Source organism: Legionella sp. km772, assembly GCF_003989735.1.
GTDB lineage: Bacteria > Pseudomonadota > Gammaproteobacteria > Legionellales > Legionellaceae > Legionella.
This window is the reverse complement of record NZ_RZGQ01000009.1, coordinates 1-22,849: the sequence shown is the minus strand read 5'-3', so window position 1 is coordinate 22,849 and position 22,849 is coordinate 1. Positions and strand designations below refer to the sequence as shown.

Sequence of the window (22,849 nt, the reverse complement as noted above, 5' to 3'; positions counted from 1 at the left end):
TCTAATTCGCCTAGCTAGGTTAAGGAAAACGTCTAAGGACTAATGGGGCTATTCACCGGCCGCATGTTGGATAAACAAACGCTTAAGCGGGGTGAGCTGATTACAAAGGGTTAGTCCTAATCCGCGTAAAGCACTTACTGGTTGTGATGAAAAAGAAAAAAGTCGTTTAAAGCCTTCCATAAGCAGGATAGTTTCCCAAACTGCGGCTTTGCGTTCACGTTGGTAGGCGGCTAAAACTTTAGCTGAGGTAAGCGCCTTTTTATTTTCTTTTAGATGGCGATAACAAAGGGCAACATCAGCCAAGCCGATATTTAAACCTAGACCAGCTAAGGGGTGAATAGTATGGGCTGCATCGCCTAAAAGTAACCACTGTTTACCCACATAATTTTGCGCATGGCGCATTGCTAAAGGAAATTGGTGCCGGGTACTAATTAGCTTTATCTTACCTAGCTTATTAGTAAAGGCTTTAGTTAGGGCTTGGTTAAATTCTTCCTCATCAAGCTTCATTAAGGATTCCGCATCTTGCGTATCAATAGACCAGACGATAGAGCACTGGTTTTGATCCACTAAGGGGAGCAATGCGAGTGGGCCATTAGGATGAAATACTTGATAGGCCGTATGCAGATGCTTCTGTTCGGTCTGAACCGTGGCCACAATGGCTTGTTGTTGATAGGACCAATTAGTCAGCTTTACCCCAAGCTTATCCCGTGTTGGGGAGCGTGCCCCTTCAGCAATAATCAATAATTGACCTTGCCAGCTATGGCTTTCATTGCTTACTTGAATTTGTGACTCGTTATACTGAACCTCTCTAAGCGTTGATTGGGGAAATAAGCTAATTAATTGATGGTGTTTAATTTGGGCGAGCAAAGCATTTTTTAAGGCTGTTTCTTCAATAATATGTCCCAAATGAGCTGCCGCCACCTGACGAGAATCAAAATCAATTGCTGCACCGTTAAGCCCATCCCACACCGACATGTGTCTATAAGGGGAAAGCCTGGATGAATCCAGATGCTGCCAAACGCCTAACTGCGTTAATAAATTTTGCGACGCTTTGTTAATGGCATAGACACGAATATCGCTGGTAACCGTATTACTGGGCTCTAAATTTCCTGCATCAATTAAAGCCACTCGATAACCGCATTGGGCCATTGCCAGCGCAGCACTTAACCCAACAACACCTCCACCGGTGATCAAGACCTCAAATTGTTGATTCATACTTGTCTCGCTTATCTAAAGCAATTTGACACACTAAATCAGGAATAACACCGCTATAACCCTGGGCATACCGTGATAAACATTGTTTAAGAAAATTGCTATTATCTAAAAGAATCAAGCCCAGATCACGAGCAAGGCCTACTCCTGGAATACGGCTAGTAAATAGTTTAATTAACCCATTAGTAAAATTAATAATGGCTCTTTGATCACTTTGCCGTAGCTTGTAATATTGATCGAGCATTTTTTTATTTAAGCCATATTCGACGATGCATTGAGCTAAGGTCGCTACATCCCGCAGGCCTAAATTAAAGCCTTGACCCGCTACGGGGTGTAAAGTATGCGCGGCATTTCCCACAAAGACTAGAGGCCATTTTACCTGTTGCTGCATCAGCAATTGTTGTAAGGGATAAGAAAAGCGGGTGCCAACTTTAACGAAACGTCCTAAACGATAACCAAAGGCCTGTTGTAATTGCGCTAAAAATTCCTGCTCATTGACTGCCAATAATTTTTTTGCTTGTTGAGGTGAGCAAGCCCAAACTAGGGACATCCTTTCGCCTTGCATAGGTAACATGGCAATTGGCCCTTCTTTAGTAAATCGCTCAAAAGCCTGATGCATATGCTTCTTAGTTAAGCCAATATTAGCGACAATAGCTTGTTGTTGGTATTTTTTAATACTCGCGGAGAGTTTACACAATGAGCGTACGGTTGAGTCGGTCCCATCAGCCGCAACAATTAATCCTGCCTTCACTGTATGTTCACCAGTGGGTGTCTGAAATCTAGCTTCGTGGGTGACTGGATCTAGATGAATCAAGGTAGCGGGCGTTAACACTTGCTTATTATCTAATAATTGATGCAGGGCGCGATTGATATATTGCATTTCGACTACATAGCCTAAAGGTTTATTAGGCTCGGCGTGCAGTCGGGAACTACCAAAACGATGTTGATCAGAGACATGAATTAAATGAATCGGGGTAGCTTCTTTATGCAATAGCTCCCAAACCCCGAGCATCGATAAGATATCGACACTCGCTGGTGATAGGGCTAAAGAGCGTGCATCAAAATCGGGATTAATCTTGTCCTCAAAGGATTTACGCTCGATTAACAGACAACTAAAGCCAAGACCCCGGAGAGCGAGCATTAAGCTTGCACCGGTTAAACCTCCCCCAATAATCAATATATCCACTTGCTGATTAGTCACGCATTAATGCCTCAATCTCGGCTATAGCAACGGGTAATCCGGCAGATAATACTTCATGACCTGTAGGGGTAACTAAAATGTCATCCTCAATGCGAACTCCGATATCCCACCAACATTTATCAACATTAGGAATGTCTTTGCTAATATATAAACCTGGTTCTACGGTCAAGACCATCCCAGCTTCCAGCGGCCGCCATTCATTGTTAATTTTATATTGACCGGCATCATGGACATCTAAACCTAACCAATGTCCTGAATTGTGCATATAAAAAGGTTTGTAGGCTTCTTTAGCAATTAACTCATCAACCTCACCGTGTAAAATCCCTAAGTCACAAAGCCCGGCAGTTAATATACGAATCATTGTAACTTGGACACTATTCCAAGCTAAGCCTGGTTTAATCGCCGCAATACCTGCCTGTTGCGCCTGAAGTACTAGCTCATAAATAGCAGCTTGTTCTTTAGTAAACTGACCATTGATGGGAAAGGTTCGCGTAATATCGGCAGCATAATTTTCATATTCGCCACCGGCGTCAATAAGGACTAAATCCCCTGAACGTAAAGGCTTATTATTATCGGTGTAATGCAAAATACAAGCATTTTCGCCCCCACCTACAATGGGATCATAGGCGACACTTCGGCATCCTTGCTGGCTAAAGACATAAATTAATTCTGCTTCAAGTTCATATTCATGGTGTACTTTAGTGCATACTCGCATGGCACGTTTATGGGCTTCTACAGAAATCGCTGCCGCCCGCCGCATTAGGGCAATTTCAGCCTCACTTTTGAATAAGCGCATTTCACCTAAAAGAGGCTGCAAATCATTGAGGTTATCTGGCGCCTTCGCACCTCGTCTTACTTGAGCTTTAACAGCCTTTAAAGCATTCATCAATTCTTGTTCTAAGAGAGCATCTTTCCCAAAAGAATAATATAGCTTCTCTTTACCTATTAGTAATTTAGCTAACTCAGCTTTAAGCTCGTTAAGCGGGTATGCAGCATCCATCTTTAGTTGGCTTCGAGCCCCCTCTTGGCCTAAACGCTTACCAGTCCATTGTTCTTCGGCAGGATTTCGAGGTCGATTGAATAAGATGCTTTGACTATGGGGCTCGGCAGTAACAATGAGCAACGCATCAGGCTCGTTAAAACCAGTTAAATAATAAAAATCACTATCCTGACGAAAACGGTAATGCGCATCACCGTTTCGATGCACCTCTTTTGCTGCAGCAATCACCGCCATACTGTTGTTAGGTAGTTGTTGTGCTAATTTTTTTCGTCTTGCTTGATATTCTTGTTGGCTAATCATAGAAATCCTTTCTTTTAATGAGCAGTTCCCGAATGACCATCTTTACGTTTATTCATCATTAAATCGCCATGCAAACGAATTACCGCCATGCGTGCATATTCAGTGACTTCCATCAACGCACGCTCATCATCTTCGTCTACCTCTAAAGAATCATAATCTAATTCTGCAAACTCAACGAGATGCTGTAAGGCGTCCTGGGCATCCTCTTCATACAAATGATCACCATCTACACCGGCTAGAGTTAATCCTTGGGTAAAGCCTTCACACCATTGACTAAACGCTTTTGCCCGTTCGCGAAGCGGATTTTCCTCTTTTGGCAGTAGCAAGGCAAACTCTAAATCATAGCTACTTATTTGTTGTTGGCTAATGGAAAATACTGAAAATAAAGACAGTAAAGCATGGCGACTTTCAGGACTCTTTTTATTTTGTAGCAAGGCGCGGATATATGACTCGCCTTGGCGATCGGCGCCAGCACACAGATAACCACAGAGTAAACCGTGTAATTCACTTGCCGATATTTGCAGCATTAATGCGGCAATCGACTCCACAAAAGCCTGATAATCAGGTAAGTGTAAGGTATCATGGTCGGAGGACATCATATAAAACTCATTTACAAAGTGACTAATGATAACTAATTTATAACGGTGCTTCTACAATTGCGCAGAGAAAAAAAGGACCCATTTAAATAATAGTCCTATTTCGCCTAAACTGCTTTAGAGAAAAGCTCATTACACGCCATTTAAAAGGGATTAGATATCTGACATCCTAAGCCAAAACAGCCCATACTACTGGGTGCAGGTTGGGTGCACGTGACCGATGAAAAAGTAATGGATGAAGTGGTCACCGCTGTCGCTGTGGTCGTACAAACTTGCCCGCTTGCAGGGGAGCTGACCCTAATAACCGCCCCCGTATAAATTAAAAATTGCGGCCAAGGGGTAACCGATTCAATATTAGGCGAGGTACCTGCATTAGCCGGAATTGCCGCAATAATATTGGGATGATTTGCACTAGGATAGCTAATGTTCACATTAAATGCAGCTTGTGGGGACGGGGGGATAGTCCCATTAATGGTTAATAAGGTGCCCTTGGTAAAACCTTGGCAACCAGCGGCCGATGTCAGGGTATTATTGGGTACCATTCCTGCTGCTTTTTGCACACAATTAGCATTAAAAAGTCCATAAAACTGTTCGGCGCTTGGACCTGACTTGGCAGGTTCATCATAGGCCTCAAAGGCAAGAACCCCGATATTATACCCGGAAGAAGCAACAAAATTAGAGCTGTTGGCTTTATATAGCGCTTGAAAATAGTTAGCCGCATTGGCAACCGAAGGTAAACAAGGTCCGGGCGTATTACAGGCATATCCAGCCGTACTACCAGAAGTTGACCAACCCGTCTCAGCAGCCATTAAAACTTTAGGAGAAACGTAAAAGGACTGCCCGGAGGCATAAGGTAAGGCTGGCGGGGTTGTCGAGCCTACTACTTGAATGTAATCCCAGGCTAAGGTATTGATAAGCTGGACACTTGTACTTAAGGGTGTGCCCCAGACCGCAGTGGCGCCAGGAGTAACCCCCCACTGGAAAGGATAAGGATCAAAAGCTAAGGGCGCATCAGGAGAATAAGCACTAATTAAAGTGCCCATGTCCGTAGCAATTGCAGAAGAAGGGGTAACCAAATTACCGCTTACTACTGCCGAGCCTACCGGGATGCTAGAGGCACCATTTGCAGCGAGTGTGGTTTGTAAGGCCGACACTGCGCTAGTTAAATAATTAATATTAGAAGTACCATTACAAGGTGGTACGGAGTCCCCAGCACTGCAATAATTTTCATGGCCTGCAAAAACCAGGATCACCGTCTCATTAAATACCGTACTGCCCACTTCATTAATGATGCTCGTTAAGGTCTGTTGCGCACAAGGGATATAATTTTGCGCCCCAAAAGGACAATTCTGGTAGTTAGTATCGGTAGGGAGCTGCGGGATGACGGCCTCATAAATTACCTTCATCCCTAAAGCATTAGCTTGTTTAATAATATCAATCCATGAGTAAGGCTCGGTTTGATAAGAACGAACCGTACTAAAGCCCGCATTTTGTAATTGTTGCAATTCGGCATACACATTCGTTGCACTAGGGTTATTAGTCGCTGAAGAGGTGGTTGTTCCGGTAAAAAAAACGTCATGCGAATTGAATAAGTAGGTAGAGGAATAATGATTCGGGTTATAATCTACACCTATTAATTTATTAAATGAAGGGGATTGCACCGTGGTAGTAGAGAGCAATTTATTCGAGCTCACCGCACCAATTAATTGCGCGGATAAATGAATTGTCCCCTCAGTAGCTGAATTGAATTGCCCCTTAATGAAACATCCCGCCCCCTTAGTTAAACTTCCTACCTTACCTGTTGGAATACAAGTATTCCTGGTAATTGTAAAATTGGGGTGGCTAGGATCATTATTTTGGCTTATCAGTTGGGTAAAACGGATGGTTACAGGACTGAGGTTTTTAAAACTAAAAATGACCGTATAGTAAGTATTTGGGAAAGTAGTACTGGGGAGGGGGGTCGCTGAAGGATAGTCGACTGTACCATAAAGTGCGGCGGGTTTTGCCACCGCAAGCGTGGTTAATGCCGGTTTTACTTGGACTGTATTATTATCATATCCACCATAGCTCACCATAATGCTTTTTCTGCCCGGGGTTGTGGCGGCCAAGGTTATTTTAAAGGTACATTTTTCCTTAGGTTTTAACTTTTTACCCGAACACTGATCCTCATAACTAAACTCCGCAGCCTTCGCGGTGCAAGGAGAGACTGGACAAAGTTTGGCGTTTACCCGAAAAGACTTGGTAAAGGTCCAAGGAAGGTTATTAGTAAACGTATAGGTAGCTGAAACCGAGCCCCCTAAGGAGGAAACCTCCGCTGGAAAAGGGCTGTTTAAGGTATGAAGAATAGGATTAGCGGCATAGGCACTACTAAGTATTAACCCTAAAATGCTCATTACTCCAAATTTTTTCATACTCACTCCACTTCCTAGAAAGCCATTAGCCAAAATGATAGGTAATGCCGGCATTAAGCCTGTTTATTTTATAGTTTTTAATGTGTAAATAATTTTCAGACCAGCCAGCAACCCCATTGCTAGACCGGAAACTTCCTAAGTATTGATAGTTATAGGCTAGAGAAACAGACCATAGTTTAGCTAAGGCATAATCAACACCAAGCCCAAAGTTGTAAGCAAGATCATTTTGAGTATGCGTGCCAAAACCAGGGCTATTCCGGGCTAAAATGCCCGGGAAAGCCGTTTCATAGGTCGCCCTAGTGCGATTCATGGCCCAACCAATTCCAACATTAATAAAAGGACTTAAAGAATGATAGGCAACAAGGGTAAGCTTGGTATAAAGAGATAGGAGATCGGCGGAGGTTTCCCAACTATGGCTGTAATTGGCAAACTGTGGCAGCGTGTATTGGGTTATGGTGCCCTTAATAGTGCTGGGAAAAAAATGCTCGTATTGTAAGCCTAAGGCAGCAGTGGGAACCCAATAACGGTGGGCGCGCCATTCACTCCCTAGTGTTAATCCTACCGCCCCACCAGCATTATCGGTGAGTGAATAATAATCATAATGATAGGGAGAAGGTGCGCCGTTATAGACCGAAACTCGCTCAGGAACACTGGCCCAAAATGCGCTCCCCAGAGCGCCTAGATACCAATTAGAGCCTTTTAGGGCCTCCATCTTCCCGGCAAAAACCGCGGAATAGCTAGTTAAAAAACTTACAAGAGCAACGCCACCCAGTGTTTTTAAAAATTCACCCACGTCCTTGAATCCTTCCCATTTACCCTAAACAGCTACTCTACTTAGTTTGAATTATTTATTCAATGCTTATAAATTGCATTTCCAACTGCTCTGTTGGTAAGAAAATGGCCTAATTATTTGCTGAGACTCTGCAAAATTGGTACTATTTATCTAGACAGATGCTCCAATCAAGGCATAAGAATGACTAATATTAAGACCTGTACAATAAAAATAATGAATAAATCCTATCAAATTAAATGCCCAGAAAGTGAAGAGGCTAGTCTTCTCCTTGCTGCAGCAAAACTCAATGAAAAGATAGCCAGTCATAAAAGTAAATTTAAATATTTAGACAATATGCAAACTTTACTACTTGCCGCTTTGGATATCGGACATGAGTTAATCATTTGCAAAAGTGAACAAGAACAACAGCGTCATCAAGTGAATCAATTCATCAGTTCATTAGAAAGTAAAATAAATAAAACGGTCGGCGGCGATATTTATAATATTCCTGCCACAGATTAATGAGTAAAATAGGTATAGAATAAAAAAAATTAGCATTCAAAAGGGATTTTTATGAGACGACAATGGTACCTAGGATTTGGAGTAGTTCTTCTAGTTTTTTTAGCCATATTTGTTATGCTGCAGGACCTCAGATGGTTTTTTCTTTTTTTTATCCCCATTGTTCTCTTATGGATTTATGATCTACTCCAAAGAAAACATACGATCTTACGTAATTTTCCCGTATTAGGTCATGTTCGTTATTTTTTAGAATTTTTGCGCCCTGAAATTCAGCAATATTTCATCGCCACTGATGAAAGTGAACTTCCATTTAATCGAGAAAGCCGCTCCTTAGTCTATCAGCGGGCAAAAAATGTTCGTGATACTATTCCCTTTGGTACTGAGCGCGATATTTCCAGTGTGGGCTATACCTGGGCCTTGCATTCCTTAACCCCTAAATATGCCTCCGAAGTTGAAAGCCGTATTTGGGTAGGTGGTCCTGATTGCACTCAACCCTATAGTGCCTCCTTATTGAATATTTCCGCCATGAGTTTTGGCGCACTATCCCCCAAAGCGATTATGGCTATGAATAAAGGGGCGCAAATTGGTGGCTTTGCTCATAACACGGGTGAGGGTGGCTTAAGTCCTTATCATTTGCAAGGCGGTGATATTATTTTCCAAATAGGTACCGCCTATTTTGGCTGCCGCGATAATGAAGGCCGCTTCAGTGAAGAGGAATTTAAAATAGAAGCCTTGCGGCCTGAAGTGAAAATGATCGAGCTTAAGTTATCCCAAGGCGCCAAACCCTCACACGGTGGTATCCTTCCCGCAGCTAAACTCACTGAAGAAATAGCCCGGGTCCGTAAGGTTCCTATGGGTAAAGATGTTTTATCTCCCATTGCTCACTCAGCCTTTGACACGCCAATTGGCTTACTCGAGTTTATCAAAAAACTGCGGGATCTTTCAGGTGGCAAGCCAACCGGCTTTAAATTATGTTTAGGTCGTCGCGATGAATTTTTATCTATCTGTAAGGCTATGTTAAAAACGAAGATCTTACCGGATTTCATTACCGTGGATGGCGCAGAAGGCGGAACAGGAGCCGCTCCAGTTGAATATACTAATTTCATTGGCACCCCCTTAGAAGCAGGCTTGGTCTATGTACACAATGCCTTAGTGGGTATTAATGTAAGGAATAAAATCCGTATCATTTGTAGCGGTAAAGTGACTAATGGTTTTGACATGCTTTTTAATATTGCCTTAGGCGCTGATATGTGTAATTCCGCCCGCGGAATGATGCTCGCCACGGGGTGCATCCAAAGTAAACAATGTAACGCCAACACCTGTCCTACAGGGGTAACCACCCAAAGTAAGCGTCTGCAATATGGTCTGGTAGTGGATGAGAAAAAAATTAATGTGGCTAACTTCCATAAAAATACCATGAAAAGCTTTCAAGAAATGGTTGGGGCTTTAGGCTTAAATGATCCTGCCGATCTAAAACCCTTCCATATCATGCGAAGAGTGGCGGTTAATCAAGTTAAACCCTTTAATAAAATTTATGATTATCTAGAGCCTGGGCAATTATTGACGGACAACATTCCAGAAAGCTACAAACAAGATTGGAGTTATGCGACTGCCGATGAATTTCCAAAGTAAGCTGCTGTACTAGTTTTATTTGAAAATAAAATGCTATAATGTAATTAACCCGATGGCGAGTGATTTTCGAACCAATACTCACTGCCAGGAGAGCATCCTGTAATTGGCGTTGTGCATGCCCACCTTGAAGTGGGAAGCCTGAACCAATTCATCCGCTCCCCACTTGAACCTCAGGGTTCAAAATCGATGACTATCGGGTTATACCTTCAAGAGTTGTTCTTTTAATAATAAATACTCATCCCTTACTTTGGCTGCCAATTCGAATTCCATATTTTTCGCATGCTGATACATTTGCTTTTCCAAAATGTTAATTTTTTTGCTTAACTCTTGCGGTGATAAATGCATATAGGCTGGCATTTTTTCTGCAACTTTAGTTTTTGGTTTACCAAAAGAGGAGGCCTCCATAATATCGGTCACCGATTTCTCAATTCCTTTTGGCGTAATTCCATGCGCAGCATTAAAGGCTTTCTGTTTCTCGCGTCGTCGCTCTGTTTCATCCAAAGCTCTTTGCATAGAACCCGTAATTCTATCAGCATAGAGAATCGCTCGCCCTTTAACATTGCGCGCCGCCCGGCCAATAGTCTGAATTAGGGAACGATCCGAACGTAAAAAACCTTCTTTATCGGCGTCTAAAATAGCAACTAAAGCTACCTCGGGCATATCTAAACCTTCGCGCAGCAAATTAATTCCCACTAAGACATCAAAAACACCCAAGCGGAGATCTCTAATAATTTCCATACGTTCCACGGTGTCTACATCCGAATGCAAATAACGTACTTTAATCCCGTGCTCCATTAAATAATCGGTTAGATCTTCTGCCATGCGTTTGGTTAAGGTGGTGACTAAAACCCGCGCATCTTCTTTAATCACCAGATTAATTTCGGACAATAGATCATCCACCTGGGTGCGCACTGGCCTTATTTCTACTTCAGGGTCAATAAGCCCCGTGGGCCGGACTACTTGTTCTGCAACATTATCGGCATGCGCTTGTTCATAAGCCCCGGGAGTCGCTGAAATATAAATGGTTTGCGGTGAGCGTCCTTCAAACTCTTCAAAACGTAAAGGCCTATTATCTAAGGCGGAAGGGAGGCGAAAACCATAATTCACTAAATTTTCTTTCCGCGCCCGATCTCCACGGTACATCCCACCTATTTGGGGTACGGTCACATGGGATTCATCAATGATTAGCAAGGCTTCCGGAGGTAAATAATCAAATAAGGTCGGCGGAGCCTCCCCTTGATTGCGCCGAGATAGATAACGCGAGTAATTTTCTATGCCGGAGCAATAACCTAACTCCAACATCATTTCAACATCAAAATAGGTCCGTTGTTCTAAGCGTTGGGCCTCGACTAACTTATTTTGCGCCTTAAATTCAATCAAACGTTGCTCTAACTCCTCTTTAACTAAATCAATAGTTTCCAAAATTCGATCGCGCGGTGTTACATAATGGGTTTTAGGAAAAATTGTAACCCGGGGTAGACGTTGTAAAATTTCGCCAGTTAAGGGATCAAAACGGGCCAGGTTTTCAACTTCATCATCAAAGAGCTCGACCCTAATGGCCTCGGTTTCTGAATCCGCTGGAAAAATGTCGATTACATCCCCATGGACTCTAAATTGGCCACGCTCAAGCGCCATGGTACTGCGTTTGTATTGCATTTCAGCAAGACGCGTTAAAATTTTACGCTGCCCGGTGTGTTCTCCACGTGAAAGATGTAATACCATACGTAAATAAGAATCAGGATCGCCTAGACCATAAATAGCAGAAACCGTGGCCACAATAATCGCATCTTTACGTTCGATTAAGGCTTTGGTTGCCGATAAACGCATTTGCTCAATATGCTCATTTATAGACGAATCTTTTTCGATAAAGGTGTCAGAAGCAGGCACATAGGCTTCAGGCTGATAATAGTCATAATAGGAAACAAAATATTCGACCGCATTATCAGGAAAAAAAGCTTTAAATTCACCGTAAAGCTGTGCCGCAAGAGTTTTATTGGGCGCCATAATTAAGGTCGGCCTTTTCATCTCTTGAATGACATGCGCGATGGTGAAGGTTTTACCTGAGCCTGTAACACCCAGTAAAGTCTGTTTAGCTAAACCAGATTTTAAGCCATCCAATAAGGAGGCAATTGCGTTGGGTTGATCACCGGCTGGCGCAAAATTTGAGTAAATTTTAAATATATTTTTCATGTCCTATATTATAGGCTAAATCACAGGAGTTCATAGATGGATATCGCCTTAGCGAAGCGTATACAAAAAATAAAGCCTTCTCCCACCCTAGCTGTGGCCGCAAAAGCAACCCAAATGCGCGCCCAAGGCTTAGATATTATTAATCTTGGCACTGGAGAGCCTGATTTTGATACGCCCCAACATATTAAACTGGCGGCTATTCAAGCTATTGAAAGCGGCTACACTAAGTATACCGCGGTAGATGGCATTCCAGAACTAAAAGAAGCAATAAAAAATAAATTCCAGCGCGATAATGGTTTGGCTTACGAATTAAATCAAATTTTAGTATCGGTAGGCGGCAAACAGAGTTGCTACAACTTATGCCAGGCCTTATTAAATCCTGGTGATGAAGTAATTATTCCTGCCCCTTATTGGGTCTCTTACCCCGATATGGTTTTATTAGCAGAAGGCACGCCAGTCATTATAGATACGACTCCGGCTCAGCGCTATAAAATTACCGCCCAGCAATTAGAACAAGCAATTACTCCTAAAACGCGGATGATCTTCTTAAACAGTCCCTCAAACCCCTCAGGAGTTGCCTATACCCTCGCTGAATTACAAGCTTTAGGTGCTGTCCTCAAGAAACATCCTAATATTCTTATTGCAACCGATGATATGTATGAGCATATTTTATGGAGCCAAGCTTTTTGCAATATTCTTAATGCCTGCCCTGAGTTATATCCACAAACCATCGTTTTAAATGGGGTTTCAAAAGCCTACGCCATGACTGGCTGGCGCATTGGTTATGCTGCAGGCCCTGCTCCCTTAATCAATGCAATGAAGACCATTCAATCGCAATCAACCTCAAATCCTTGCTCCATTGCCCAACGCGCCGCCGTTGCTGCCTTAAATGGTAGTTCTGACAGTGTCCAAGAAATGGTTAGCGCTTTCCATCAACGCCACGATTATGTCGCCGATCGCCTCTTGAGTATTCCAGGCATTGAAGTAATTCCAGCAGACGGTACTTTTTATATCTTCCCCAGCGTGCAAAGCTTCATTGAAAAACGAGGCTATGCGAATGATATGGAATTTTCCGAAAAGCTCTTACAAGAAGTAGGTCTCGCTTTAGTGCCAGGTTCTGCCTTCGGCAACGAGGGTTGCATCCGTCTTTCTTTTGCAACCGGAATAGACACATTGAAAGATGCATTAAACCGCTTACAACGTTTTTGTAATTAATTACAAAAAATATTGAAAATATACTTGACCCCAACTCGGAATCGTTTTAAGATTCCGACCTCTTCCCCGGTAGCTCAGTCGGTAGAGCGGATGACTGTTAATCATTAGGTCACAAGTTCGAGTCTTGTCCGGGGAGCCAGTTTTCAAAAGTAGCTGATTTTTCTATATTAAGTACGTCAACATCTTGTGTTTGTTCTGTTAATTTCATAATTAAATCAAAAGGTTGCCTTAGTTCAACCTGTAGTTCTTGATGTGCCCAAGAAGAGTTCGATACTAGAAATTGCAGTAATCGACGTTTTTCTATTGGAACTTGCTGAATAAAGAGGCTATAAGCATTCCGTGCGAGTTCGATCAATTGAATCCCTTCTAGTAGATAATGTTGGCTTGCATTCTGATGTTTCTGAATATTGCTTAGTAATACGGATTGCTCCTCACGCCATTTACTCGACATTGATTCAAAAAAATCTCCTAGAATTTTTCCATCCAGCTTATCGATGTACATCGCCTGAATACGTGATTCTAATTTTTGATATTCTGCTTGTAAGCGTGTTATTGCCTCATCATGAAATTGCCGAACATCTTGATTGCTTTGTAATAAAGCTTCTTTAATCCACTCTAAGGCTTCAGGTGTAAATTGTAGCTTCTTAACAATGCTACTGAATTTTTCTTCCAGTACCTCTTCTCGGACATAAGGTTCTGGGCATTTGCCTTTATGGCCGGTGCAGTGGTAATAAATATACTTCCCTTTCTTAATTTCGCCTACCAAACCGCTATGGCAGTGGCCGCAAGTAATCAATCCGCTGAATGCAAATTGATGCTTAGTGCTTTTAGTGCGCACGCTGTAACGTCCAGATAAGATTTGTTGGCATTGCTCCCATAGCTCAGCGTCAACAAGTGGTTGATGATTTCCCTTGTGAACTTTCTGGTTCCATTCAAACTCACCCATATAAATACGGTTGCGGAGAATCTTTTGAATGGTTGATTTATTAACAGGGTTCTTACTTTTACGAAAAATCATCCCTGATTCTTTTGCCATCTTAGATAGTTCTTTGATGCTGTATTTTCCAGAGCCATACCATTCATAAAGTTGTACAATAAATTGAGCATTCTCTTTGTCGGGAATAATGATCTTTTTCCCATCATCACCAGTAACATTCAAATAGCCAAGGGGTGCAAAGGAAGGCCAAATCCCTTGCTCTGCTTTTTCATTCATACCTTTACGTGTTTCTTCAGATAGGTTATCAATATAGTTTTTGGCCATCAATACACGAATACCGTGCATAAATTTCTCAGTTGACCGTGAGCTTTCTGACAATACTTCATTTTCTTTTACAAAATGTACTTCAAGATCTAATTCTTCAATGGTGACCCAATCTTTTAAGTTGCGATATAAGCGGTCTGTTTTTTCAACTAGTAATGTTTTAATGGTGGGATTGGCGGTGAGAAAATTCATCATATCTGCAAAGCCTACACGCCCTGATTGCTTTGCTGTCTCTATATCTTGAAACTCTTTAGCAACAAGGAATTGATTCTCTATAGCGTAGGTACGTAATAACTTTTGTTGAGCAGGAATAGAAAACCCTTCTTTTTCTTGTTCTTTGGAGGAAACGCGTGTGTAAAGTACACAATTTTTTTGAGAATATGACATAAGTTCACCTAAAGTACCTAAACCACCTAAAGCAAGGTGACCGATTGAAGAAGCTGATCTATACCAAAATACTTAACCCTTTATCTGCAATAAGGTTTAATAATTTCAATGCGGGGCCTGTGGGGTGCTTTTCTCCAGTTTCCCATTTTTTAATTGTTGACGCGCTGGCATTTAAATATTCAGCGAATACAGGCTGGCTTAATTTTTCTCTCAGTCGAAGTTGTTTAATTTCTCTCGGCGTTAAATCACGAACTGTAGGTAAACACATCACATCAAAAGTATGCATTGTTTCAATATTCATTAGCCCAGAGTCGTAAAGGCTTTTAGCTGTCTCGTGGACAGTATCTAGAATATCGCTGTGCTTTTCTTTCTTCTTTGGAGATTTAATGGCTTTGTTCATCATGTACCTCAATTAGATCGCCTGTTTCAACCGCATTATCAATTTCATTATCATTGCGCCCTAAAAAGAACTCAGCTAAGCCTTTTAAAGCTATTTCTTCTTTTTGAGTGATATTCCCTCGTTCATTTTTTGGGAACCCATACAGAAAAATTGCCTTATCTTTTATCTTGAAAGCCACAATGGTTCTTGCACCACTGCTTTTGCCACGATTACCCAAGGCAATGCGCTTTTTGTAAATATTCCCACCTAAATTCGCTTCAAAAGAGCCTTGCGCTATTTCTTTTGCTGCATTAAATAGAGCGCTATCATCTAAGCCCATTTCTTTGGCCCGTCGACTAAATAACTTTGTTTTAAAAACTCTCATACTGTACCTCTTATTAGTATACCACTTTGTGGTACTTTTTCAACCTAAACCTAAATTTGCTGATTAGGCAAAGCCTCCAATTCCTTCAACTTGTAATAAACACTCAAAATTCTCTCAAATTTCCTGTCTAAATGAATTTCATAACGCATTAAAGGTAACAGTGTGTATTCTTTGGCAAGGTTTTGTTTCACATCATGTGATGAAAAGGAGTCTTTATCTTGCTCAATGTAAATGGTTTGCTCGGCTTTTTTAAGTCGCTTCTTTCTCCAGATGACACCAGCCATTTCTTCAATCAAATGGCTGGCAATGAGCGTCTGAGGCTTCAGATCAGCATGTAGCGAATCTAACAGTGCACTATACTCTTCTGTACTTTCCCAGGGTAAAACCATATAGCGGGATAAAATACCATGCTTGGTTGCGTTAAATGCTGAGAGTTCATAATTATTTGCTTTGACTATGTCAAGATTTTGGCTCATAAATACTCCTTCTAGGTTAATGAATGGTATCGTCTTAGCCGCGTATAATGCGCCAAACGTCACGACGAAATTTTCCTTCTAAGATTTGTCCTTCTTGAATTCGGACCAGCCAACCGTGTTCTTCAAGCAATTCAATTAATGGAATAGCCTTCTTTTTACTGTTAACGATTGAAAGCCCCCGCTGGTAAACATCCGGTAAAGAAATACAATTATGTTCCCAACTTTGATGCATCCAATGTAATAAGCGTTCTGCGAGCAGGATTTGCTTATCAACATTACCCTCCTCACACATTCTTACCGCTTCGGAGGCATAATATTTTGCTATTGCGATACCATTTTCCATATTTATACTATTTACTTCAGCGGCAAGCGGATCTTGGGTAACCACTAAGACTGTTGCCAAGCGCGCAGCATGCTCTCCTAGTTTGTTAGCCAGCCCTTTAATTAATTCATATTGTCTACCTGGCAGTAATTCTGCTTCCACAAAATTTGCATAATCAACCCATTTCACTTTGGCCTCTGGAGATAATGCTATGACTCGTGGCGATAGCTCATTTTTTGTGTCGGCTTTTAAAGGCATTGGTGCTGCTAACAAGTCATGAATTAATTGATTGTAGCGTGTGAGTTTTTGATCACTTTCTGGGGAAGGCTCCTTATAAAATCTTGTACCTGATAAACTAGCGGGTGCTGCAACCAAAACCCTTGATAATACACCCTGATCAGCAAGCAATTGATCCGTTAAAAAAATACGTGCAACACCCGGTTGAATCATTAAATGCATACACACTCGACGGCCAGGGAGGATAATAACACCATCACCGCCACGCACACGTTTAATATCCGTACCATCCCATAATTCAGAAAATGCAGCGGCCGTTTTTAATTTATTTTCTTCTCGCATGCCATGCCCGCCAATAAATTGGCCACCTTCAGCGGAGAAAATGCCAATACGCGGTTGTCCATGAACCAGGTAGCGGCATAAGCCTTCAAACGTCGGTTCTGAGCAGGTTAGCATGGGAGATAATGGTTGTGCTTTGGGGGCGCAAAGGGCACTTAAAGCGGCTTGTTTGGCCTCTTGAGAAGAATAACGTTTCATATCCTTTAAGATTTGCGTTTGTTGTGCTTGCCATGCTGCATACTCTATATCCCATTGATGTTTTTCTATGATGTAGTTTTGAGTTAATTGTTCCTCAAATAAATGAATTGGCGCTAATGCCAGACTATCAGTAGACGTTTTTCTCTCTCCACTTTCTGCAATAGTAATAAAATAATTGGAAATCGGTTTCACTAAACCCATTGGGAGTTTTACATCAGCTAATCCTTGAGCCGCTAAAGTAACAGCAGCTAAAACAGATTGAGCACAGATAGCGATTGGTGCTTGCGTTTTGTCATAGATAGCCAGTACAGAATTTCTTAGAACATTAGGTAATGCATCCATCGGAAATTCGGTCGGATTTCCTGTAGGGCGACGCAATGAACGAGGCGGATCATATTGTATTTCAGAGGCTTGTTCTAAACATTCATTTAAAGCGGCAGTGGCTAAAGTCATGATGCCACCCCCATTAATACGTCGTTAAAGTCACAGGCTTTAGGGGGTAGAGCAATTTTTACCTTTCGTCCCATTAATACCCAAAGATTAGCAGCCTGAATTGCTGCTTTTATTCCCGTTGGGTCATGGTCTGCAGCGATAATGATGGTTTTTACAGTAGTCTCATCAGGCAAGCATAAATTTTTAATACCGCCAGCAGATAATGCAGCCCAAACTGTAGCGTTAGGCTGAACTTGTAGCACACTTAAAGCGCTTTCAATTCCTTCTGCGATAATTAATAGTTCAGATAAGGGACTTAATCGAACAGCACCACCAGAAGCCTTTCCTAACATCATTTTATTAATATCAGCAGAGGCTTTTTTTGCAGTAATCGGATCTAAATAGGTTCGATGAATTCCCATTAATTTTTGATCAGGCCATTTAAGAATAGCACCTACCATACAGGGGAAAAATTGTTTAGAGGGCGCATGATACAGTGACGGATGAAATCGAAGCGTTTTGGGAACAGTTAAATTAAATCCTCTACCGTGTAAATAATCTTCAACCAATGTGCCATTTGCAGACTGCGCCTCTCTCCAAATCTGTTGGCAATAGGGGTTCTGTGACTTGGTATTTACTTTCGGTGCCTTAAATACCGTAGGAATTTGATATGTTACTGTAGTACCCGTAGAAGTTGATAATATTTTACCTGCTTCAGATTGGGATAGTGCATTGATATAGGCAAAATAGCTGACTGGATCACCTCCTCTATCACCTGTAGCGTAATCAACCCAAAATCCTTTTTGTAGGTTCAAACAAAATGATCCTAAAGACTGATCATTTCGACGAGGATTTAAAGCAATATAATTGCCGCCCACAACTTTACCATGAGGTACCCAAGTACGCGCATGATGTTCTAATCTAGCTAACAGCACTTGATTTACTGTTTGGAAGTTTATCATTTTTATTTCCTATCGCGGCTTGCCATTCATTCAGTACGCCAAAAAATCCTGCTGCATTGTCAACCATCACTCGACAATCTTCTTGATTGAGTGGGGTAGAAGACCATTTTTGCCAAACGGATTTGGTTTGCAACAGAAATTCAGGGCTGATAGACATGTTTGTCCGCTCTCAACCGCCGCCTTGAACTCTCATCAATAGCTGGTTGCTACTTGCTAAATTTGTTGCCTTAATCGCAAAGGTCAACAGATTGGTTACACCTCATCTTCAGGAATATGATACTGGTAACTCTTTCCGGTCTTTATGGTAATTTTGCGCTTATTTTCTTTAACTATTTCACCAATAATCTGGTATTCAAAAAATCCATGTTTTAAACCAGATTTTACTTCCGTCACTATTTGTTCTAGAGCTTTTTCAAGCGTCCTGTTTGAATGGTTGCTCATGTTTATTACCTTTTATTGTTTACTAAACAGTAAAAATTCCTTATAAAAAAATTTAACAGGCTATTCGCTGATTATCTTCACGAAATGTTAATAATCCTAAATGTTTTAAACGAATCACCGCGGCTCGTGGGGAAACGGCAAATTGTTTAGCCAATCCTTCAAATACTTCATCTAAGATTGTGTCTGTAGAAAGTTCCTTTCTCTTTAATTTAATTTTGTAGCAATATTTTTTATCAACAGCACATTTGATTAATAGTCTTTCAGCATCACGATAGAAGGTTTCAGGATAAAGCTCATAAAATGCTTTGATAAAAGGCTCTCTCGGCATTAACAGAGAAGAGGCAAAAAAATTAGCTTGCCATTCTCTATCTAAATAATCTTCATTCTTTCGACAAATGACATTTTGAGCATTTGCTGCAAGCAAGGGGGCATGCAATACATAATGACCACCTTCATGTCCTAATGTGAAATTAAAGACGCCGGTACATCGTTTGTCATTATCAGGCAAAATATCTTCGTTTATTTCAACTCGTTTTTCTGCCAGATAAAGTGCTCCTAACACTCCTGGAGCAAGACTAGCTATGCTAATAGATAACCCAAGATAGCATTCAATGATTGATTCGATATCTACAGGTCCATCTGATGTTAGGTTGAGTCCTTTATAAGCTTCAGTCCGTAGATGGGAGGCCTCTTCTTCAATTTTTTCCTTGGCTATGAAGGGTACTATCATGATTCATCGTCCTTTAAAAAATCATTTCCTTTAGTTAATAATTTATCCATCTGTTCTTTTGTGAGCTTTGGTGCAAGCCTTAAAAAATCTGCGACCTGCTTAGGATGTTTATTTAATGCATCCCCTAAGCTAGTAGGTATGCGTTTTGCCAAAGCAATCATTTCATCAACGTCTAACTTTAGTATCTGCGCTATTTTTTCTATCCGCTCTACAGAAGGAGGATCATGCTCATCTCGTTCCACTTGCGAAATATAAGTTGGGCTTACACCAACCATTTCTGCAAATTTTCTTAATGTGATTTTTTCCCGCATCCTCGCTTCCCTCAATGTATCTCCAAAGGTCATTTGTTGATCATCCTCCCTATCTAACAGGATCTGATTATCCGCTCAAAAAATTATTTTGTAAACTGTTTAGTAAACAATACGTATCATTGAATGAAATACTTTTTGCTTTTGCAAGGGATCATGATAAATTCGGTCACATTGGGCTTTATCCTTTAATCTTATCAAGTGAAACAAAATGAAAATTAAGAATGTTATTTTTGATGTTGGAAATGTCATTGTTCGTTGGTCGCCAACACACATAGTTGAAAAAACATTTCCTGAGTATAATTCTCATCAGCATCAATTTTTTATTGAGGAAATATTCAAAAGTGATACTTGGATAAAGCTGAATTTAGGACACATAAGTGAAGAGGATGCTAAATTAAAATTTATTTCTAAAATTGATTTGCTGGATCAAAAAAGTGCAGACATTCTTTTTGATCATATAAAATTGACTCAAGAACTGATACCAGGCACTACGAATATTATAAAAATACTCCACAAAAATGGTTATCGTCTATTTGCTTTGACAGACAATGTAAAAGAAATTGTTGTCCATCTACAAAATAGATATGATTTTTGGAAATATTTTACTCATACAACCGTCTCCGCTCACATTGGTTTAATGAAACCTAATAAAGAAATTTTTGATTATACAATACAAAAAAACAATCTCTTACCTAATGAAACGGTGTTTATTGATGATCATCTACCTAATACTATGGCAGCTGCCTCATTTGGTTTACATACGATTTTATTTTCGGATTCTATCTCTTGTTTAGAAGAGTTGGGGCGGCTTGGGGTCAATATTCATGACGAATAGCATTAACTGGCTTAAATGGATTTCTGAAATTCAAGCAATCGCACAGTCTGGACTCACATACTCTAACAATGAATTTGATAAAGAAAGATATTTTCGGCTTAAGGAAATTATTGCTGAACTGGCAGCGCATTGTTCAGAAAATCAATTAAGCGACATCGTCAATATATTTTCATTAGAAAAAGGTTATGCAACTCCCAAAATTGATGTCAGATCATTCATTCTCAAAGAGAATAAACTATTACTTGTAAAAGAACGATCTGATAATTTATGGACTTTACCTGGGGGATGGGCTGATGTTAATGAATCTCCGTCTGAGGCTGTCATAAGAGAAACCAGAGAAGAAACAGGTTATAATGTTTCCGCAATCAAATTGCTAGCTTTGTGGGATAAACTTAAGCATGATCACCCACCACAATGGCCTCATGCATATAAGTGCTTTTTTTACTGTGAAATAATTTCTGGCGAACCAACTGAGAATTTAGAGATTTCAGAACTGTGTTTTTTTGATTTAAATAGTCTCCCGCCACTCTCAACACATCGGGTTACTACAAAACAGCTGGCTCGGCTGTATGATCTAGTAATTAATCCACAATTTACGCAGTTTGACTAAAAACAGGGAAAATGAGCTATACACTATGAATGTTACCCCACTCTATCAAATAGCAACCCGCATTCTACGTAAGTGCCAATGTTGGCTCGGTATATCAACTTTAGGGGCTCGAGCTATTATTCTCAATGAAAATAACCAAGTATTATTGGTGAAGCATACTTACCAACCCCATTGGTATATTCCAGGGGGTGGCGTAAAGAAAGGAGAATCAATCAAAGCCGCTCTTTTAAGAGAATTAAAAGAAGAAGTTGGATTAACCACTTTAGAAAACCCTATACTGTTCGGGATTTATCATCACTATTATTTAAAAGTAAACGATTATCCAGTGGTATACGTTGTTAAAAAGTTTTCCCTTACTAAAACCTTCTCTCCAGAAATTGAGAATACTGGATGGTTTGATTATACAGCTCTGCCTGAAATGACAAGTCCAGGAACAAAAAGACGATTAACCGAATACTTCACCAATCAAGCACCCTCTGAGAGGTGGTAAATAATACTTTTAACCTCGAAAGTTTAGTTACTTTAGGCGCTTTAGGTGAACTAATCAGAAATTCTCATGATTTTATTGAAAAACCATGTTTTGAGCTTTATTCCCCCAACCAAAATATTTAATAATTTCACTTGATGGAGCCATGAAAAAAGTTCTAAGATCGTCCACGAGGGGGAGCCAATCCTAGCCTGGGTTTTGGCGGAATCAAAAATCACATCAAACTCACCGTGGGGCATTGGTGGGGCACTTAGAAATAACAAATCACAACAAACAACAATTAATCTAATCAACTCTTGATAAAAAGTTTTTCTTAATGAAACTTATAGTCATAACAAGATTCACATAAAAATATATCCTTATCTAAATGAGCCATATGCTCTTCTGGTTGCTCTATGCCACAGTCAAAGCATTTTTGAAAAAAATCATGGTGGGAGCAAAGCAAACAAAGATAACAATGACCCTTGTCACTTTCCAATGAAACTAAAGACTCATAACCACACTCATTACATATCTTATCTTCCCCAATATTAATATCAAAATAATTATCCTTATGAACCATAATTTCATTAACATTAGCCAAAATACCCGTGAATTGAAGAGAGTCTGTTTTTAATAAGGCAATGAAGTCTTCTTTTTGCACTAAGACATTGGCCATACACAACTTCTCAGGAAGTAAAATATTTATAAATATAAATGCTTTCAAAATATCAGTAATAATCCTTGTATCAAATTCACCTTGATAGTGAAATAAACTATTTCTGAGATTAGAAATAAAATCAATTTCATCATCTATGATCGTTGAATCGATTTTTACTGAAAAGGCCTTAAGAATATTTGCCTCAAATTTAAGATGATTTTTTTTAATGAGATCATTTATATCAGAACTATGATATAGGCGCGGATTTTTAGACGAAAAAAAGGTATTTTTAAGAGCTATTCTTCTAATATAAGAGGGGAATAGAATGACCAAAAAGCGAAATTATTACACTGCATCAAAAAAATCAAA

24 protein-coding genes, 1 tRNA gene and 1 other RNA gene are annotated in these 22,849 nt (G+C 40.4%); 8 read left to right on the top strand and 18 right to left on the bottom strand.

Features of this window, described 5'->3' with window-relative positions:
* Nucleotides 1-48 precede the first annotated feature (48 nt).
* The 6 genes from ELY15_RS02120 to ELY15_RS02095 all read right to left on the bottom strand — a co-directional run bounded on the left by ELY15_RS02120 (nt 49) and on the right by ELY15_RS02095 (nt 7,513).
* The gene (locus ELY15_RS02120; protein ID WP_127098013.1) at nt 49-1,215 is read right to left on the bottom strand and encodes a UbiH/UbiF/VisC/COQ6 family ubiquinone biosynthesis hydroxylase; all 1,167 of its coding nucleotides are present in this window, start codon (nt 1,213-1,215) and stop codon (nt 49-51) included.
* Complete coding sequence (gene ubiH, locus ELY15_RS02115; RefSeq protein WP_127098012.1) at nt 1,199-2,413, bottom strand: 2-octaprenyl-6-methoxyphenyl hydroxylase; 1,215 nt, start codon at nt 2,411-2,413, stop codon at nt 1,199-1,201. Before ubiH ends, ELY15_RS02120 begins: the two co-directional genes overlap by 17 nt.
* Entirely contained in the window at nt 2,406-3,713 is a 1,308-nt protein-coding gene (pepP, locus tag ELY15_RS02110; protein WP_127098011.1) for a Xaa-Pro aminopeptidase, read from the bottom strand. The genes ubiH and pepP overlap by 8 nt, the downstream gene beginning before the upstream one ends.
* A gap of 14 nt (nt 3,714-3,727) precedes the next feature.
* Nucleotides 3,728-4,309 (bottom strand): UPF0149 family protein, encoded by a 582-nt coding sequence (locus tag ELY15_RS02105; protein ID WP_127098028.1) that lies wholly within the window; start codon nt 4,307-4,309, stop codon nt 3,728-3,730.
* Between the two features lie 143 nt (nt 4,310-4,452).
* Nucleotides 4,453-6,720: a hypothetical protein gene (locus tag ELY15_RS02100; protein WP_127098010.1), complete on the bottom strand. Its 2,268-nt coding sequence runs from the start codon at nt 6,718-6,720 to the stop codon at nt 4,453-4,455.
* Nucleotides 6,721-6,745: 25 nt separating this feature from the next.
* Entirely contained in the window at nt 6,746-7,513 is a 768-nt protein-coding gene (locus ELY15_RS02095) for an outer membrane protein (RefSeq protein WP_127098009.1), read from the bottom strand.
* A 180-nt stretch (nt 7,514-7,693) separates the two neighbouring features.
* On the opposite strand from ELY15_RS02095, the gene ELY15_RS02090 reads away from it, so the two are divergent.
* The 3 genes from ELY15_RS02090 (at nt 7,694) to ssrS (ending at nt 9,847) form a co-directional block, all read left to right on the top strand.
* The gene (locus ELY15_RS02090) at nt 7,694-8,014 is read left to right on the top strand and encodes a cell division protein ZapA (RefSeq protein WP_127098008.1); all 321 of its coding nucleotides are present in this window, start codon (nt 7,694-7,696) and stop codon (nt 8,012-8,014) included.
* Nucleotides 8,015-8,065: 51 nt separating this feature from the next.
* Complete coding sequence (locus ELY15_RS02085) at nt 8,066-9,643, top strand: FMN-binding glutamate synthase family protein (RefSeq protein WP_127098007.1); 1,578 nt, start codon at nt 8,066-8,068, stop codon at nt 9,641-9,643.
* 43 nt (nt 9,644-9,686) lie between these two features.
* Nucleotides 9,687-9,847: non-coding RNA, 6S RNA (ssrS, locus tag ELY15_RS02080), on the top strand.
* On the opposite strand, the gene uvrB is transcribed toward ssrS, so the two are convergent.
* Nucleotides 9,842-11,833, bottom strand: a complete 1,992-nt coding sequence (gene uvrB, locus ELY15_RS02075) for an excinuclease ABC subunit UvrB (protein ID WP_127098006.1) — start codon at nt 11,831-11,833, stop codon at nt 9,842-9,844. The genes ssrS and uvrB overlap by 6 nt on opposite strands.
* A gap of 36 nt (nt 11,834-11,869) precedes the next feature.
* On the opposite strand from uvrB, the gene ELY15_RS02070 reads away from it, so the two are divergent.
* Nucleotides 11,870-13,048: a pyridoxal phosphate-dependent aminotransferase gene (locus ELY15_RS02070; protein WP_127098005.1), complete on the top strand. Its 1,179-nt coding sequence runs from the start codon at nt 11,870-11,872 to the stop codon at nt 13,046-13,048.
* 63 nt (nt 13,049-13,111) lie between these two features.
* Nucleotides 13,112-13,187 (top strand) — tRNA-Asn (locus ELY15_RS02065).
* On the opposite strand, the gene ELY15_RS02060 is transcribed toward ELY15_RS02065, so the two are convergent.
* From ELY15_RS02060 to ELY15_RS02015, 10 genes are all read right to left on the bottom strand, one after another.
* Nucleotides 13,158-14,696, bottom strand: a complete 1,539-nt coding sequence (locus ELY15_RS02060; protein WP_127098004.1) for a recombinase family protein — start codon at nt 14,694-14,696, stop codon at nt 13,158-13,160. The two genes, ELY15_RS02065 and ELY15_RS02060, sit on opposite strands and share 30 nt — an antisense overlap.
* A 58-nt stretch (nt 14,697-14,754) precedes the next feature.
* Nucleotides 14,755-15,099, bottom strand: a complete 345-nt coding sequence (locus ELY15_RS02055; RefSeq protein WP_233586486.1) for a DNA-binding transcriptional regulator — start codon at nt 15,097-15,099, stop codon at nt 14,755-14,757.
* Nucleotides 15,080-15,460, bottom strand: a complete 381-nt coding sequence (locus ELY15_RS02050) for a type II toxin-antitoxin system RelE/ParE family toxin (protein ID WP_127098002.1) — start codon at nt 15,458-15,460, stop codon at nt 15,080-15,082. Before ELY15_RS02050 ends, ELY15_RS02055 begins: the two co-directional genes overlap by 20 nt.
* Before the next feature lie 50 nt (nt 15,461-15,510).
* Entirely contained in the window at nt 15,511-15,936 is a 426-nt protein-coding gene (locus tag ELY15_RS02045) for a hypothetical protein (protein WP_127098001.1), read from the bottom strand.
* A 34-nt stretch (nt 15,937-15,970) separates the two neighbouring features.
* Nucleotides 15,971-17,485, bottom strand: coding sequence for a YfjI family protein (locus ELY15_RS02040; RefSeq protein WP_127098000.1), 1,515 nt, complete (start codon nt 17,483-17,485; stop codon nt 15,971-15,973).
* Nucleotides 17,482-18,426 (bottom strand): toprim domain-containing protein, encoded by a 945-nt coding sequence (locus ELY15_RS02035; RefSeq protein WP_127097999.1) that lies wholly within the window; start codon nt 18,424-18,426, stop codon nt 17,482-17,484. Before ELY15_RS02035 ends, ELY15_RS02040 begins: the two co-directional genes overlap by 4 nt.
* Entirely contained in the window at nt 18,386-18,583 is a 198-nt protein-coding gene (locus ELY15_RS02030; protein WP_127097998.1) for a hypothetical protein, read from the bottom strand. The genes ELY15_RS02035 and ELY15_RS02030 overlap by 41 nt, the downstream gene beginning before the upstream one ends.
* Before the next feature lie 95 nt (nt 18,584-18,678).
* Nucleotides 18,679-18,867, bottom strand: coding sequence for a hypothetical protein (locus ELY15_RS02025; protein ID WP_127097997.1), 189 nt, complete (start codon nt 18,865-18,867; stop codon nt 18,679-18,681).
* A 52-nt stretch (nt 18,868-18,919) separates the two neighbouring features.
* On the bottom strand, nt 18,920-19,597 hold the full coding sequence (locus tag ELY15_RS02020) for an ImmA/IrrE family metallo-endopeptidase (protein WP_127097996.1): 678 nt from the start codon (nt 19,595-19,597) through the stop codon (nt 18,920-18,922).
* Nucleotides 19,594-19,941, bottom strand: a complete 348-nt coding sequence (locus tag ELY15_RS02015; RefSeq protein ID WP_127097995.1) for a helix-turn-helix domain-containing protein — start codon at nt 19,939-19,941, stop codon at nt 19,594-19,596. The genes ELY15_RS02020 and ELY15_RS02015 overlap by 4 nt, the downstream gene beginning before the upstream one ends.
* Nucleotides 19,942-20,116: 175 nt before the next feature.
* Here ELY15_RS02015 and ELY15_RS02010 point away from each other — a divergent pair, with 175 nt between their 5' ends.
* From ELY15_RS02010 to ELY15_RS02000, 3 genes are read left to right on the top strand one after another with little or no spacing between them, the layout of a single operon-like run.
* The gene (locus ELY15_RS02010) at nt 20,117-20,743 is read left to right on the top strand and encodes an HAD family phosphatase (protein WP_127097994.1); all 627 of its coding nucleotides are present in this window, start codon (nt 20,117-20,119) and stop codon (nt 20,741-20,743) included.
* Nucleotides 20,733-21,353, top strand: a complete 621-nt coding sequence (locus ELY15_RS02005; RefSeq protein ID WP_127097993.1) for an NUDIX hydrolase — start codon at nt 20,733-20,735, stop codon at nt 21,351-21,353. The genes ELY15_RS02010 and ELY15_RS02005 overlap by 11 nt, the downstream gene beginning before the upstream one ends.
* A 25-nt stretch (nt 21,354-21,378) precedes the next feature.
* Nucleotides 21,379-21,843 carry an NUDIX domain-containing protein gene (locus tag ELY15_RS02000; protein WP_127097992.1) on the top strand — a complete coding sequence of 155 codons (465 nt, stop codon included), beginning with the start codon at nt 21,379-21,381 and terminating at the stop codon, nt 21,841-21,843.
* A 310-nt stretch (nt 21,844-22,153) separates the two neighbouring features.
* Here the strand turns inward: ELY15_RS02000 and ELY15_RS01995 are convergent, their stop codons facing one another.
* Nucleotides 22,154-22,813, bottom strand: coding sequence for a hypothetical protein (locus ELY15_RS01995; RefSeq protein ID WP_127097991.1), 660 nt, complete (start codon nt 22,811-22,813; stop codon nt 22,154-22,156).
* Between the last annotated feature and the right edge of the window lie 36 nt (nt 22,814-22,849).

Excerpts from the sequence above, each read along its gene's own strand:
- ELY15_RS02120 (WP_127098013.1), bottom strand. The coding sequence starts at position 1,215 with ATGAATCAACAATTTGAGGTCTTGATCACCGGTGGAGGTGTTGTTGGG.
- pepP (WP_127098011.1), bottom strand. The coding sequence starts at position 3,713 with ATGATTAGCCAACAAGAATATCAAGCAAGACGAAAAAAATTAGCACAA.
- ELY15_RS02105 (WP_127098028.1), bottom strand. The coding sequence starts at position 4,309 with ATGTCCTCCGACCATGATACCTTACACTTACCTGATTATCAGGCTTTT.
- ELY15_RS02100 (WP_127098010.1), bottom strand. The coding sequence starts at position 6,720 with ATGAAAAAATTTGGAGTAATGAGCATTTTAGGGTTAATACTTAGTAGT.
- ELY15_RS02090 (WP_127098008.1), top strand. The coding sequence starts at position 7,694 with ATGACTAATATTAAGACCTGTACAATAAAAATAATGAATAAATCCTAT.
- ELY15_RS02085 (WP_127098007.1), top strand. The coding sequence starts at position 8,066 with ATGAGACGACAATGGTACCTAGGATTTGGAGTAGTTCTTCTAGTTTTT.
- uvrB (WP_127098006.1), bottom strand. The coding sequence starts at position 11,833 with ATGAAAAATATATTTAAAATTTACTCAAATTTTGCGCCAGCCGGTGAT.
- ELY15_RS02070 (WP_127098005.1), top strand. The coding sequence starts at position 11,870 with ATGGATATCGCCTTAGCGAAGCGTATACAAAAAATAAAGCCTTCTCCC.
- ELY15_RS02060 (WP_127098004.1), bottom strand. The coding sequence starts at position 14,696 with ATGTCATATTCTCAAAAAAATTGTGTACTTTACACACGCGTTTCCTCC.
- ELY15_RS02055 (WP_233586486.1), bottom strand. The coding sequence starts at position 15,099 with ATGATGAACAAAGCCATTAAATCTCCAAAGAAGAAAGAAAAGCACAGC.
- ELY15_RS02050 (WP_127098002.1), bottom strand. The coding sequence starts at position 15,460 with ATGAGAGTTTTTAAAACAAAGTTATTTAGTCGACGGGCCAAAGAAATG.
- ELY15_RS02045 (WP_127098001.1), bottom strand. The coding sequence starts at position 15,936 with ATGAGCCAAAATCTTGACATAGTCAAAGCAAATAATTATGAACTCTCA.
- ELY15_RS02040 (WP_127098000.1), bottom strand. The coding sequence starts at position 17,485 with ATGACTTTAGCCACTGCCGCTTTAAATGAATGTTTAGAACAAGCCTCT.
- ELY15_RS02035 (WP_127097999.1), bottom strand. The coding sequence starts at position 18,426 with ATGATAAACTTCCAAACAGTAAATCAAGTGCTGTTAGCTAGATTAGAA.
- ELY15_RS02030 (WP_127097998.1), bottom strand. The coding sequence starts at position 18,583 with ATGTCTATCAGCCCTGAATTTCTGTTGCAAACCAAATCCGTTTGGCAA.
- ELY15_RS02025 (WP_127097997.1), bottom strand. The coding sequence starts at position 18,867 with ATGAGCAACCATTCAAACAGGACGCTTGAAAAAGCTCTAGAACAAATA.
- ELY15_RS02020 (WP_127097996.1), bottom strand. The coding sequence starts at position 19,597 with ATGATAGTACCCTTCATAGCCAAGGAAAAAATTGAAGAAGAGGCCTCC.
- ELY15_RS02015 (WP_127097995.1), bottom strand. The coding sequence starts at position 19,941 with ATGACCTTTGGAGATACATTGAGGGAAGCGAGGATGCGGGAAAAAATC.
- ELY15_RS02010 (WP_127097994.1), top strand. The coding sequence starts at position 20,117 with ATGAAAATTAAGAATGTTATTTTTGATGTTGGAAATGTCATTGTTCGT.
- ELY15_RS02005 (WP_127097993.1), top strand. The coding sequence starts at position 20,733 with ATGACGAATAGCATTAACTGGCTTAAATGGATTTCTGAAATTCAAGCA.
- ELY15_RS02000 (WP_127097992.1), top strand. The coding sequence starts at position 21,379 with ATGAATGTTACCCCACTCTATCAAATAGCAACCCGCATTCTACGTAAG.